We start from the raw sequence: 14323 nt of genomic DNA, 5'->3' as shown, positions 1-14323 counted from the left end.
CAAAAGCATGCTTTTAATATATTTTAGGGTAGAAAAAAACCGCCATTAGGCGGTTTCAATTAAACAGAATCATTAATAACAATGATCAAAGTGTGCATATTGCGCTAATAAGAAAGGAATTTGGTCAGGCGCTATCACCGCAATATCTAATCTTGTAAGAGGCTGATACTGCGTTACTTGCTCAGTAGGAATCGCTTCAATAATCGCTTGATAAAAAGCACTGCCCCCACAATGACACCAAGTGTCGCGTTCTTGCCAATGCACTAAAATAGCTTGATTGTCCTGCTCACTGGCATTAGAAATAAAGACTTCACCATGCTGCTCTGATGCATTTAATAATGCGGCAAGTAACTTGGCATTATCTTTAGCAGGCATGGGAGAGATTGTTAAGCCATCTAATAATTGCTGCCATGAATTCATTACAGCTTTGCTCCTAATAAATAATAATCACGCCCATCAAAGCCGACATAATCTAATACCTGCATTTGCGCCTTATGGGTATGTGCTGCAAATGAGCGTTCATTATCTTCGGCAATAAAGGCAATCCAATATTGATATTGCTGCGCTGTTCGCTGCTTCGCGGCAGCGACTAATTGTTGAAAAACACCCTGTCCACGATAATCAGGATGCACCCAAATTGGACCATATTGACAACTGTTTCGTTCAGTCAAGCCAGTTAAATTACGCTGTGCTTGCTTTAGCATATGAACATAAATACGCTGTCCTTGATAGTGTTTCCAAGCGGCAATTGTGACATAACCAATAATATTTGAATCTTGTTCAGCAACCATCACAATCTGTTTCTCTATTAACTGAGTTAATTCAGATTGACTCATCACTTGCCCTTGTAGCTGACCTGTTTGTCTGACTAATTCGTCATTCACAAATTGACGCTCTAGCATGGCTAAGCTAGCTGCATCGGCTTGAGTTGCTAATCGAATATTCACGTTTTAAATCGCCCTACTTAAGAATGCTATTGGACGCACAGATTTTAAATAAGTCCATCTGACATCCTAGATATTACTTTTTATTATCAGCTAAACTTGTCAGAATAGATAAAATATTTTTTAGTGGAATTTTATTATGATCAAACAAGCTCTAGTGATTGGCGCACTTGCGCTAGGTCTTGCTGGCTGCCAATCTGCACCAGATAGCCAAGCACAAATCGAATTACAAGGTAACTGGCATGTTGAATCGGCAATGGGTAAGCCTGTTATCGATTACAGCCCGGCACAATTAAACTTTGAAGCAGACGGCAACTTAACGGGCAATAATAGCTGTAATAACTTCTTTGGCCAGTATTCAATTAACGGCGATCAAGTTAAATTAATGCCAGCAGGTAATACCATGAAAGCTTGTGTTGAAGCATTAATGGCGCAAGAGCAGCGTGTTATGCAAGCTATGCCTGAAGTGACTACAGCTAAAATGGTACAAGGTAAACTTGAGCTAAATAATGCTGCAGGTAAAACTGTATTAGTATTAAGCCGTATCTAATCACGGCTTAATTTCATAAAAAAACCGCCTAATGGCGGTTTTTTTTGTATCAAATGATGAGATTAACTTGGTGCTTGTTCATTATTACGAACTTGCTCAGCAAATACTTCACTTTGTTCCATATCCGCATTGTAATGCTCAATGTCTAACTCATTTTCAGACTTAGCAATAATCGTGGTTGCAACAAGGTCGCCCGATACGTTAACTACAGTACGCGCCATATCTAAAATACGGTCAATACCTGCAATTAATGCAACCCCTTCAAGCGGTAAGCCCACAGTCGTTAATACTAAGGTCAACATAACCAAGCCTGCACCAGGTACACCTGCAGTACCAATTGACGCTAAAGTAGCGGTCAAAATAATGGTTAAATAATCAACCCAAGATAAATCGATACCAAATGCTTGCGCCACAAATAATGCCGTCACGCCTTGATATAGCGCTGTACCATCCATATTAATAGTGGTGCCTAGCGGTAATACAAAGCTAGAGATTTTTTTGTTGATACCTAAATATTCGCTAGCACACTTCATACTTGCAGGTAGTGTACCGGCAGAACTTGACGTGGTAAAAGCAACGGCCATCGCATTACTAATACCTTTAAAGAATTGCAGTGGGTTCAGCTTACCAAACACACTAAGAATCAAACTATAGAAACCAACAATGTGTAAGAAGCAACCTAAGTAAACCGCCAGGATCACTTTAATCAGTGGTAATAGCATCTCAACGCCATATTCACCAGCCACCCATGCCATCAAACCAAACACACCGTATGGTGCAAGTTTCATCACCATATCAGTCAGTTTATACATAGCTTCAGCTAAACTTTCGAACACGCGAATAGCAGGCTTACCGTGATCACCAATTAGCACTAATGCCACACCTAGGAATACGGCAAACACAATCACTTGCAAGATCTGACCATTTGCTAGCGCGGCTACCGGATTGGTTGGCACAATATTAATCAAGGTTTCCATGATTGAAGGGGCTTTAGCGACTTCCGCAACCTTCATGGTATGTTCCAGCTCAAGTCCTGCGCCGGGCTGTAAAAAATGACCAACCACTAGACCAACACTGATAGCAACAGAGGTTGTAGCAAGATAGAAGAAGAAGGATTTAAAACCGATACGCCCCATTTTGGCTGTATCTTGCATCGAGGTCACACCCACAATTAGTGAGCAGAATACTAAAGGTACAATTAGCATCTTAATGGTATTAACAAACAGTGTACCAATTGGTTTTAAATAACTGGCTTTATCCCCTAACGCCAGACCAACAGAGATACCGAGAACCATACCGACTAAAATTTGTAACCACAGTGGAATTGACATCCAACGGGCCCATAACCGACCAAGTATCGACGACTTGTGTTTTGACATGATAACAACCTTGATTGATGCAGTGGTAACCAATTCCTTGGTGTAACTTCCCTGCCGCGTAGGCGAAGCGCGGAGTCTATCACATTTGCAACTCTATTTTAGAGATAGTGCATAAAAGCAACTTATTAATCTATAAAATACGATGTTATACTGCAGAAAAACCAAAAATAAGGCCCTTAAAATGAAGATCCGTTATGCAACTATGGATGATGCACAAAATATCATCGAATTTAACCGTGCGATGGCATTCGAAACAGAAGCATTATCACTTGACCTCAATGTCCTCAGTAAAGGTGTCACGACCTTACTTAATGAGCCCAACAAGGGGTGTTATTTGGTCGCAGATATCGACGGAGATATTGCAGGCTCATTAATGGTGACTTATGAATGGAGTGATTGGCGCGCTAAAAACTACTATTGGATTCAAAGTGTTTATATTCGTCCAGAGTTTCGTCGCCAAGGCATTTATAAAAAACTATACCAAGCCGTTAAGCAGTTAGCAGCAGATAACAATGGCGCGGCAAGCTTTCGCTTATATGTTGAAAAAGACAATGTCACGGCGCAGCAAACCTATCAAAGTTTAGGCATGAAACCGTGTGATTATTTGATGTTTGAAGAAAAATAATTGTAAAAATAAAAAAGGCCAATCAACTGATTGGCCTTTATCGTTATCGGTACTAATTTATAGATTGATAACGTTAATCGCTAAACCGCCTTGGCTGGTTTCACGATACTTAGGTAACATATCTTTACCTGTTTCATACATGGTTGCGATCACTTTATCTAAGCTTACTGTCGGCTCAGAATTACGACGCATCGCCATACGCGCAGAGTTAACCGCTTTCACAGAAGCAATCGCATTACGCTCGATACATGGCACTTGCACTTGGCCTGCTACAGGATCACAAGTTAAACCTAAGTTATGCTCCATACCGATTTCAGCCGCCATACACACTTGTGCAGGACTCGCGCCCATCAATTCAGCAAGGCCAGCTGCAGCCATAGAACAAGCTACACCCACTTCACCTTGGCAACCAACTTCTGCACCAGAAATAGAGGCATTACGCTTATAAAGGATACCCATTGCCGCTGATGCTAGATAGAAACGTGTATATTCTTTCTGACCTACGGTCTGAATAAACTTATCATAATAAGCTAATACTGCAGGAATAATACCTGCTGCACCGTTAGTTGGTGAAGTCACAACACGGCCACCCGCAGCATTCTCTTCACTTACCGCAAGGGCAAACATATTAACCCAATCGATAATAACCATAGGATCAGAAGATAAACGCTCACCTGTCACTAACTGACGGTATAGCGCAGCAGCACGACGTGGAACACGTAATGGGCCAGCTAATACACCTTCAGTGTGACAACCACGTTCAATACCTTCACGCATTACGCTCCAGATACGACCGAAACCGGTGTAGATATCTTCTTCTGAACGCAGTGCTTTTTCATTTTCAAGCATTAATGTACTGATGCTGATGCCTTTATCTTTACAAATAGCCAGCATCTCTTCGGCATTAGTAAATGGATAAGGCATAGTGACATCATTTTCAGCTTCTTGACCAAAGTGCTCTTCATCAACGATAAAGCCACCGCCAATAGAGTAATAAGTCTTGCTGTAAGATAATTCTTCACCGATCCAAGCATGGATCTTCATACCGTTTTCATGCAACGGTAGCGCCTCAGGATGGAAAATTAATGCACCTTGAGGAAAATCAACAGTATGACAATGTAAGCCTACTGGTAAACGTCCTGTCTGTTCAACACGACTAATAAACTCTGGAATCGCTTCAATATCGACAGTTTCAGGCTATTGCCACCTAATCCCATAATAATTGCGATATCAGTGTGGTGACCTTTACCTGTTAAAGATAATGAACCGTATACATCAACAGTGATCTTAGTGATATCACGTAATGTACCTTTAGTTCGTAGGTCGTCAATAAATTCCTTGGCCGCTTTCATTGGGCCTACAGTGTGTGAGCTAGAAGGGCCCACGCCAATTTTAAAAATATCAAATGCGCTAAACATGAACTACTTACCTCAGAAAAGAGGAAGCCAAGCCGGTTGGCTTGGCTCTTATCAAATCAAACAAATATTAACTTAGTAAACCGAATACAATGGCAGTCATAGACAGAAGACCAGCGATGATAACGAAGATGTTACTTACGCGACCACGGTATTGCTGTAGAGCTGGAACCTTGTACACAGCGTACATCGGCATTAGGTAAAGAATCGCAGCGATAATTGGACCGCCTAACGCTTCAATCATACCTAGAACACTTGGGTTGATAATTGCAACACCCCAGATGGTGAAGAACATGAAACCAAGGATAAACTTATTGATGCCTTTTTCAGTAACTTGCTTACCAGAGCTTTCAGCTTGCTTGATGATAATACCACGCATACCCTCAGTAGCACCCATGTAGTGACCAAAGAATGAAGATACAATCGCGATGAAAGCAATTAGTGGAGCAAAGTAAACAATGAAACCTGAATCATATGTGTTAGCTAAGTAAGACAGAATCGGTAGGTTCTGTGCTTTTGCTTCAGCTAACTGTGCTGGTGATAATGACAGTACGCATGAGAACACGAACAACATTACGAAACCAACCAACATTAGTGATGTGTTACGTAGAATCACATCAGCTTTACGAGATGCATTCTGACCATGTTCACGCTTCAATGATACAGCGAACTGTGAAATCGCAGGTGAATGGTTGAAAGCAAAAATCAATACTGGAATAGTTAACCAGATAGTACCAATGAAATCACCTGCACTAGGCATTTCCATTAATGCATCCATCTTCCAGTTAGGGATCATGTATAACGCCATGAACGCTAGAATCGCAACTAATGGGTAAACCAGGAACTGAGTCACCTTCAACATCAGTTTCTCACCAGCAACCATAACTGACATCATACCTAGAATTAATGCGCCAGATAGTAACCAACGTGGAATTGACTCCATACCTAATTGGTGTACTAAGAAGCTATCCACTACGTTAGTAATACTCACGCCGTAAATTAATACGATTGGGTAGATGGCAAAAAAGTACAGTACTGTAATTGCTTTACCTGCACCTTTACCAAAATGCTCTTCTACTACCTGAGTAATGTCACTGCCTTCAATCTTTGAAGAACAAACAAAACGTGATAAACCACGGTGTGCTAAATAGGTCATAGGACCAATGATTAGTGCCATAACAACTAGCGGCCAGAAGCCACCCATACCAGCATTAATCGGTAAGAATAAGATACCTGCACCTACCGCAGTACCAAATAGACTTAACATCCAAGTCGTATCTTGACTCGTCCATGGTAGTTTTACTGCCGTTTGTTTAGCAGTAGACTGAGTTGTATCTTGCGCTGCTTTTTGCATAATTTTTTATACCTTCTTAAAGGCCATTGCGATAATGAATTATTGTAGTTAAAAACTAATTTATGAGTTAAATATAACGTGTAATTTCAAAAAAGTAGTCATTCTAATTTCAGATTTAACTAATATTGAGATCCAGATCGCTATTCCCCGTAATATAATTTCATATCGGTAACTTTAAAAACATTTTTAATAACAACTAAGGAACAAGTTAAAAACCTAATTCACTTTTAGCTAATGTATTAGAGCGCATCACCAAAACCTTAATTGTGACCACCATCACACAAATAAACGCAATGTGATAACAACCAGCAAATACACACATTTTAACGATCGAGATCACATTTATATTTGTTATTTTTTATAACCAATATAAGCAAATTTATTAACCTGCCGATAAAAAAGCCGAACTAAGTATAGTTCGGCTTCGCTAGTCGTTTGATAATTTAAAGCTTGCTCGTTAGCTTAATTAGGGCTTTTTTTAGTAACGCGTTGATACGCTTCCTAAAAATAAGATAACCCAGCAATAATAACGCGCCAATTGCACCAGAAAGCATACCAATGACCTTAAACCAAGCCACAATCAAGTTATTTTCATTTAATAAGGCTTCATGTGCCTTCGCGTCCGCAAAGCTTAAATTGAATGTTTTAGCCACTTGACCTAGAACCGTCATCGCCATGGAACCATCTGGCATATTGCCCATTTTGGCGTGACAGGCAACGCAAGTGCCTTGTCGGTCCAATTTATCTAACTGATGTGCCGTTAGTGGTGAAGACTGTGCCCAATGCGAATCAACCGTCATAAGCTGGTTACCGTTAGCATCAAGCAAGGTTTCAAAGTTCCCCGTCATCTCAGGAATAGCAGGGATCTGCGGCGTTGCGTGACGACTTAACGGCTCGCCATTAATATTCTTAGCATCAGCATATTTAGCCTGCGCTTGATTATTATCGTATATACCACCATCACTCCCGAATCCAACTGCCTTTTTATTACCATGACAGTCAACACACTCGCGCGCTTGCTTAGAGGTTGTATGGGGATTTAATGGTGCAAGCTCCATCGCTTTAATACCATCTTCTCGCACTGCAATTTGGTTAGTTGCCACCATATTGCCATCTTTATCGATTACCGAGCCGACAGTCTGAATAACTCCTACTAATGGTGTTACTCGCCCTTCGGCGTTATTACCTAATACAGGTTGCTCCCAACGTGTATGGCTATAGTCATATAAGGTTGTTGCCCCAGGGACTTTTTCATAATCACGGTATAGTCAACTGAAGTGCCATCTGGATTAGTTTTAGCTGCTGATGCAATCCAATCAATCGAATCTTTTCTAAAGTCCGTTAAGTATTTATAACCATAATATTGAGCAGCCCATGTCGCATGGCATGAGTAACACTCAAGTTTTTCCATATGCGCATCAACCCCCACCATCGCTGGACGAGCCTTGGCAGGATTTGACCATGTATTATCTTGTTCAAGTTGCTTTAATACTGGTACAGCAAAATCACTACCAGAAGCCGAATGAACAATCACCTTATCACCAGACTTAACTACGTTACCTAATGGGTTACCACGAGCAGACATCAAATAGCCATCTTGCTTTGGATAAACCGTCGCAAACTCAGACGTTACCGCCATAGGCTTATCTGCTAATCCTCGAGGCTCATTACCTACTAATGCTTTAGCAAGTTCATCACCATAGCCAATCGGTAATTCCCAAGGGAATTTCTTCGGTGTACCGTGACAATCAGAACATTCAATCTCAACTGTCGCTAAGGTTGTTGTGCCAATATTACCGTTACCGTGCATCGAGTTAGTGGTATGACAATCTTGACATAATAAACCACCGATCTGCTTACCATCTTGGTCTACACGATGGTGGGCATCGTCTTGAATATACTTGTAGGTATAACCGCCATTGGTTTTTTGCGGCTGACCATTCTCATCAAACGGACCACGGTTATCAGAATGACCTAAAGCCATCATGCCTTGGTAAGCAAAACCAATACGACGACCTGCTGAGTGACAAGATGCACAAGTTGAGTTTTGAATACCTGAGACAACCTGACCATTAACCTCAAGCTTAGACTTACGAGTACCTTGCATGGTATGCACCATAGGCTTACCCGGCTTAGTCTTATCAATTGCTTTATCATCGCCTTCATAATAGCCTTCAGTGCTATATAACATATGACATGCAGAACATCCCATACCACGGAAGTGACCACGATCTTGTGAGCCTTTATTAGATAAATGACACTTATTACAGTTACGTAAAGTCGAGAAAGCCGTTAGCTCTGGTGAATCAGCAATTTGGTCAGCATCTACATTTGGAATAGCCTTTAAATGATCAGGGAATTGATCTGGGAATGTTTCAGCGAGTGCCACCATATACTTTTTATAAGTATCAGTACCAAAGCGAGGCACATTACCATCAGGATCATCTACAGCATGGTTACCGTACTTATGCTCGCGAGTATCTGTATCAATACCCCAGCTCCAAGTAATTGCTTTAATCTTGCCAGCATCAGTATTCATTATTGAACGATGCACGTTATAGGTATGATCTTGATGACACATACCACAAGTTTTTTCGTTCACCTGCAATGCACCAGGTACTGGTGTAAAGAAATCAAGTTTATTACCTGCTGGCGCGCCACTGTGAGCTTTTGCCACATCTTGTGTTTCTGTCGGTGTACCACCATGACATACCACACAGCCATTAGCATCACCGACAGCTAAGCCCTTCTTGTAAATGGCCTGCATCATGCCAGAATCATGAGCACGAATCGGTTCAATACCATCATGACAAACAAGACAGTTTTGTTGTGGCGCAGGAAACTCACCACCAGCATTACTGACCCCATGCGTTATCTGAGTTGCATGCTTTACCTCAGCTTGATTTTCATCTGCGGCATTGGCCACATTAATTAAGCTAGCTGCAATCACTCCCAAAATAACGCACCAAGACGTCAGTACTTTTTTTATAATATTCATTCAATTTCTCTAAATTAAGCAATTTTTAAGCAAGCCATTAACTTGCTAATGATTAATCCTTAGGCTGTTCCAAAATTAATTAATGAATAATTTTTATGGTGATATAGCGCCGCACTCACAAATAATTGTAAGTTGCAGATAATTCATAAAAACTTATTTCAAAAACTCTGATTAACTAACGACTAAATTAGTGGGGCGGTATATAACAATTGAGGATCGATAGAGCAAACCGATGAAACCAGTTTGTGACAGAGTTAACAAACACTTACCAATATGAGACATGTTACGCGCTAAAAATTTGGAGCAGCACTCACTTTGATTTGGCTAAGCATCATTATTAAAGCCATTTTTTACGATAATTATGTAAACATCAATATTGAACAATATATTTTAATAACAATAAATAAATTAACGTATCAATTATATCGCCTAAAAAAACATTAAATATAAATCGAATTTTATAATTAATTTAGAGACCCCTTCATTTTATTTTAATCATCACACCTACCGATTTGTTAAAAAAATATTACAAATAACTTGAATTTTAACCAAAAAGAAACGAGGTTATAAGTTATAACGGTCAATTGTTGTACTGTAAAAACAATCAAAATAAGCAGTAACAACCACACCAGTAAGAGGATAAATGATGCAAAGAGAGCAATGGAATTCAAGAGTCGGTTTTATTCTAGCCGCAGTAGGATCAGCCATTGGCCTTGGCAATATCTGGCGCTTCCCCTATATGGCTTATGAAAATGGCGGCGGCGCATTTTTTGTCCCCTACCTATTTGCCATGATTTCAGCGGGTATTCCAATCATGATCATGGAATTTGGTTTAGGGCATAAATTTCGCAGTGCAGCACCTAAAATGTTCAGTAAACTGAATGTCAAAATGGAATGGCTCGGCTGGTTGCAAGTGTTCTGCTCTGCAGCAATTGGCGTCTATTATGTCGCGATTATTGGTTGGGCAATCTCCTATTTAGCGATGTCATTCGATCAATCTTGGGGGACAGATACCAATAGCTACTTTTTCAAAGAGTTTTTAAAATTAGATGATCATAGCCCACTTAGTTTAGGTAACTTTCAATGGCATATTGCCATTCCAATGACCATTGCTTGGGCAATTACTTTTACCGCTATTTTTTCAGGCGTAAAAGCAGGTATTGAGCGTGCAGGTAAAATTATGATGCCATTGTTATTTATTATGGTTATTTTACTGATTGTACGAGTATTGATGTTACCAGGAGCAATTTCTGGTCTTAATTATCTTTTTGAACCTAATTTCAGCAAAATTCTCGACCCACAAGTCTGGTCAGCCGCTTATGGTCAAATCTTCTTTTCATTAAGCGTCGGCTTTGCCGTTATGATCTCCTACTCAAGCTACTTACCCGACAAATCAGACGTTAATAATAATGCCTTTATGACGGTATTAATTAATTGTGGCTTCTCTATTTTAGGCGGTATGCTGATTTTTGGAATCTTAGGTTATATGGCCACTGAACAAGCTAAACCTATTACCGAAGTGGTCAACTCAGGCGTAGGCTTAGCCTTTGTCACTCTACCCGCAGCCATTAATTTATTACCATTACCTTATATTTTAGGGCCATTGTTCTTTTTGGCTCTTGTAGTAGCAGGATTAAGCTCACATATCTCAATTATTGAAGCGGTAGTTTCAGGCATTATTGATAAGTTAAATGTTAACCGTAAAAAGGCCACCATTTGGGTCTGTGCTATTGGTTATATACTTTCAATGGCCTTTGCGACTAATGGCGGCCTATTACTACTCGATTTAGTCGATTACTTTGTCAATAACGTCGTGCTATTAGCTAGCTGTTTAATTGAGTTATTGATTATTGTATTCCTTGTCAAAGCAGCCACTATTCGTGAATACACCAATAGCATCAGCGATTTCAAAATCGGTATCTGGTTTGATATTTGTATTAAATTTATTAGCCCACTGTTACTTATTGCTATCTTCAGCACCAACTTAATTAATACCATTAATGAAGGTTATGGTGGTTATCCAACATTAGATCTATTTGTGATTGGCTGGGGCACGGTAGCATTAATGTTAATCGTCAGTATAACTATCAATGTGCGTAGTCTGAAAACTGCGAGCTAAAACTTAAATGAAAGGGAGCTTAATATGTCGACCAGTGCCATTGTTATGATGCTTATCGCCCTCACCTTAACTTGGGGCGGCGCTGCAATTTGTATTCGTATTGCGATGAAGAAAAAAGTGCAGAGCTAACCCAAGGCAAGCTCTGTCTCAACCGCTAATACCTTAGTTAGTCAGTTTGTTACTATAATTAACTAAGGTCTTTTTATATAAATCTAATAATGCGGGCGCATCAACCGCCACCGCAACTTGCTGCGCTGGCATATCAGACCATTCATCATGATGATGCTTTTTATCAGTAATTTTTTGCATCGTATGACCAATCGCGGGGCCATCACAGATCACGCGTACAGGGCCTTGACGTAAACCAAACAATTCAGGCGCAATCACATAAGCGACCGCAGATGGGTCATGAACATGACAACCGTCCATCCCATGCAGCTTACTGTAAAACTCTAAATAATAACGGCTGATATCCCAAATAAACTGGCCAACTTCACCAGCATCATCACGCAACTGATCAAGATACTGACCACTAAAGACACTTTGATGAGTCACATCTAAACCGACAATTACCACCGGCCAATTGGCCGTAAACACCAGATCTGCGGCATCAGGATCATCATGAATATTGGCCTCAGCAAAAGGCGATACATTACCAAAGTAACCTTGATAAGTGCCAAAGCCACCGCCCATCACTACCACCTCTTTAACCCACTCAGTAATCTGTGGCTCAACTTGCAATGCCAACGCTAAGTTAGTTAATGGTCCGACTGCAACTAAGGTAATCTCTCCCGGATTGGCTTTAACTTGATCGATAATATATTGATAAGCAGGACGAGCATCCAACTCTGTAGGTTCAACAAATGGCGCGGTTACATGACCAAAGCCTGACTCACCGTGAACAATCACTGTCGGTCCAACAGGTGGTCTAATTAATGGTTTAGCGGCGCCCATTGCCACATCACAGTTCATGCCGTACTTCTGCTTTAAGAACAGCATATTATTAGTGCCATGTTCAATGGTTGCATTACCATAAACAGTAGTAACACCAACTAGCTCAATAGCATCGCTTGCTTCAGCAAACATAATCGCCATCGCATCATCAATGCCAGGATCTGTATCAAAAATTATTTTAGTTGTCATATATAGGGTACATCTGTGAATAAGGTGATTTATTATTCCCTAATAAACCCCAAAAAGCTGTGAGCCATATTCAATCAAGATACAAAAACGCCGCTCAATTAGCGGCGTTTGATGATTGACTGTTAACGGTTACAGACCATAACTATAGCTAGCACCCAATCCCAGTGGTAAACCTAAGCCCCAGTAGACCAACAACCATGTTGACCAAATCGCAATTAAGCTAATACTGAATGGCAACATCATCGAGATTAGTGTACCAATGCCGATATTTTTCACATAGCGTTGACAGTAAACCACCACTAATGGGAAATAAGGCATTAATGGCGTTACAATGTTAGAGCTTGAATCACCAATACGGTAAGCCGCTTGTGATAAATCAGGGCTAATATTAAGCTGCATTAACATTGGCACTAATACTGGCCCAATCAAGGCCCACTTAGCAGATGATGAGCCAACAAAGAGGTTTACAAAAGCAACTAAGAACACCATACCTATCACGGTCACTTCAGCCGGTAGATTCATCGCTTTTAATAAGTCAGCCCCTTCAACCGCAATCAATGCACCTAAGTTTGACTGTGAAAATGCCGCCACAAACTGAGCACAGAAGAACGCCATTACAATATAGTGTGCCATGCCGCTCATCGATTTTGACATGGCAGCAACCACATCAGCCGTTTTAGTAAATGCCCCAGTTAAGTAGCCATAAACCAAACCCGGTAACAAGAAGAAGATAAAAATCAGTGGCACGATAGACTTCATTAACGGAGCGCTAAAGCTGGTCAGTGAACCATTCGCATCTCGTAATGTTGAACTTTCTGGCAAAGCTAATGCGAAGAAACCGACAATAGCCGCCATCATCACAATTGAAGCGATACGAAAAGCTTTTAGCTCTTTATCTGTCACTTCATTCATTGCTGGTACATCAACTTCATCATTATTAACACGATGAGTACGCTGTAATCTTGGCTCTAAAATTTTATCGGTTAAATACCAAATCACTAATACGATTGGGATACAAGATGATGCCGCAAAAAACCAGTTATTTAGAGGGTTTACTTGAATAGTTGGATCAACAATTTGCGCAGCTGATTGAGTAAAACTCTGCAGTAATGGATCGATGCCTGATGGAATAAAGTTGGCACAAAATCCGCCTGAAACACCAGCAAATGCGGCTGCAATACCTGCTAAAGGATGACGACCCACAGCAAAAAAGATCACTCCCGCTAATGGGATAACGACCACATAGCCAGCATCAGTTGCAGTATGAGAAATAATGCCCACCAGCACCACTGCTGGGGTTAAAAACTTAGCAGGTGTTACTTTTAACATCTGCTTTAATGCGGTGTTAATAAAGCCAGAATGCTCTGCAACCCCCACACCTAGCATAGCAACTAATACAACCCCTAACGGCGCGAAGCTCGTAAAAGTTGGCACCATATTCATTAAGAAATGGGTTAACGCCTCAGCACTCATTAAATTGCTGACGACAATAGGAGCTTGAGTACGAGGATCGATAGTTTCAAAACTAAAACCAGAGAGTAAAGCAGATAATGCCCAAACGATGAACATTAGCATCAAGAACAGCATTGCAGGATCGGGTAACTTATTACCGACACGCTCGATGCCATCGAGTGCCCGCCCTAAGAATCCCTGTTTCAATTGTTGATTGGCCATATAAAATTACCGTGTCATTATTTGTTTTATTGGTGGCAGCAACTTAGCAACTAAATCACTATCGAAATAGATGGTTATCGATAGGTATCAAAGGTTTCTAGTTGTTAATTTGCCGTTTAGCT

The 14323-nt window shown here is 40.6% G+C and carries 12 protein-coding genes and 1 pseudogene; 4 read left to right on the top strand and 9 right to left on the bottom strand.

Annotated elements, in window-relative coordinates; genetic code table 11:
- Positions 1 to 72 precede the first annotated feature (72 nt).
- Together JCM15074_RS00195 and JCM15074_RS00190 are read right to left on the bottom strand one after the other, a co-directional pair.
- Positions 73 to 420: a hypothetical protein gene (locus JCM15074_RS00195; RefSeq protein WP_025819272.1), complete on the bottom strand. Its 348-nt coding sequence runs from the start codon at positions 418 to 420 to the stop codon at positions 73 to 75.
- Positions 420 to 947, bottom strand: a complete 528-nt coding sequence (locus JCM15074_RS00190) for a GNAT family N-acetyltransferase (protein WP_025819271.1) — start codon at positions 945 to 947, stop codon at positions 420 to 422. Before JCM15074_RS00190 ends, JCM15074_RS00195 begins: the two co-directional genes overlap by 1 nt.
- A gap of 136 nt (positions 948 to 1083) precedes the next feature.
- On the opposite strand from JCM15074_RS00190, the gene JCM15074_RS00185 reads away from it, so the two are divergent.
- A complete protein-coding gene (locus JCM15074_RS00185; protein WP_025819270.1) occupies positions 1084 to 1494 on the top strand; it encodes an META domain-containing protein in 411 nt (136 codons plus the stop codon).
- 62 nt (positions 1495 to 1556) lie between these two features.
- On the opposite strand, the gene JCM15074_RS00180 is transcribed toward JCM15074_RS00185, so the two are convergent.
- Positions 1557 to 2873 (bottom strand): dicarboxylate/amino acid:cation symporter, encoded by a 1317-nt coding sequence (locus JCM15074_RS00180; RefSeq protein ID WP_025819268.1) that lies wholly within the window; start codon positions 2871 to 2873, stop codon positions 1557 to 1559.
- Positions 2874 to 3054: 181 nt separating this feature from the next.
- Here JCM15074_RS00180 and JCM15074_RS00175 point away from each other — a divergent pair, with 181 nt between their 5' ends.
- Positions 3055 to 3498 carry a GNAT family N-acetyltransferase gene (locus JCM15074_RS00175; protein ID WP_025819267.1) on the top strand — a complete coding sequence of 148 codons (444 nt, stop codon included), beginning with the start codon at positions 3055 to 3057 and terminating at the stop codon, positions 3496 to 3498.
- 57 nt (positions 3499 to 3555) lie between these two features.
- Here the strand turns inward: JCM15074_RS00175 and JCM15074_RS20220 are convergent.
- The 4 genes and pseudogenes from JCM15074_RS20220 to JCM15074_RS20215 all read right to left on the bottom strand — a co-directional run bounded on the left by JCM15074_RS20220 (position 3556) and on the right by JCM15074_RS20215 (position 9265).
- A pseudogene (locus tag JCM15074_RS20220) lies at positions 3556 to 4916 on the bottom strand (L-serine ammonia-lyase).
- A 67-nt stretch (positions 4917 to 4983) separates the two neighbouring features.
- Positions 4984 to 6267, bottom strand: a complete 1284-nt coding sequence (locus tag JCM15074_RS00165; RefSeq protein ID WP_025819266.1) for an SLC5/6 family protein — start codon at positions 6265 to 6267, stop codon at positions 4984 to 4986.
- A 443-nt stretch (positions 6268 to 6710) separates the two neighbouring features.
- The gene (locus tag JCM15074_RS24145) at positions 6711 to 7373 is read right to left on the bottom strand and encodes a hypothetical protein (protein ID WP_148300699.1); all 663 of its coding nucleotides are present in this window, start codon (positions 7371 to 7373) and stop codon (positions 6711 to 6713) included.
- Between the two features lie 80 nt (positions 7374 to 7453).
- A complete protein-coding gene (locus tag JCM15074_RS20215; RefSeq protein ID WP_148300698.1) occupies positions 7454 to 9265 on the bottom strand; it encodes a hypothetical protein in 1812 nt (603 codons plus the stop codon).
- A 646-nt stretch (positions 9266 to 9911) separates the two neighbouring features.
- Between JCM15074_RS20215 and JCM15074_RS00150 the strand changes: the two genes are divergently transcribed.
- Positions 9912 to 11384 (top strand): sodium-dependent transporter, encoded by a 1473-nt coding sequence (locus tag JCM15074_RS00150; protein ID WP_025819265.1) that lies wholly within the window; start codon positions 9912 to 9914, stop codon positions 11382 to 11384.
- A 24-nt stretch (positions 11385 to 11408) separates the two neighbouring features.
- Positions 11409 to 11513 carry a MetS family NSS transporter small subunit gene (locus JCM15074_RS24140; protein ID WP_148300697.1) on the top strand — a complete coding sequence of 35 codons (105 nt, stop codon included), beginning with the start codon at positions 11409 to 11411 and terminating at the stop codon, positions 11511 to 11513.
- A 33-nt stretch (positions 11514 to 11546) separates the two neighbouring features.
- On the opposite strand, the gene JCM15074_RS00140 is transcribed toward JCM15074_RS24140, so the two are convergent.
- A complete protein-coding gene (locus JCM15074_RS00140) occupies positions 11547 to 12527 on the bottom strand; it encodes a nucleoside hydrolase (RefSeq protein WP_025819264.1) in 981 nt (326 codons plus the stop codon).
- A 129-nt stretch (positions 12528 to 12656) separates the two neighbouring features.
- Positions 12657 to 14201, bottom strand: a complete 1545-nt coding sequence (locus tag JCM15074_RS00135) for an AbgT family transporter (RefSeq protein WP_025819262.1) — start codon at positions 14199 to 14201, stop codon at positions 12657 to 12659.
- Positions 14202 to 14323: the final 122 nt, after the last annotated feature.

Source organism: Shewanella marina JCM 15074 (assembly GCF_000614975.1).
Taxonomy (GTDB): domain Bacteria; phylum Pseudomonadota; class Gammaproteobacteria; order Enterobacterales; family Shewanellaceae; genus Shewanella; species Shewanella marina.
Note: the sequence above shows the minus strand (reverse complement) of the source record. Positions and strands in the feature narration are given on the sequence as shown.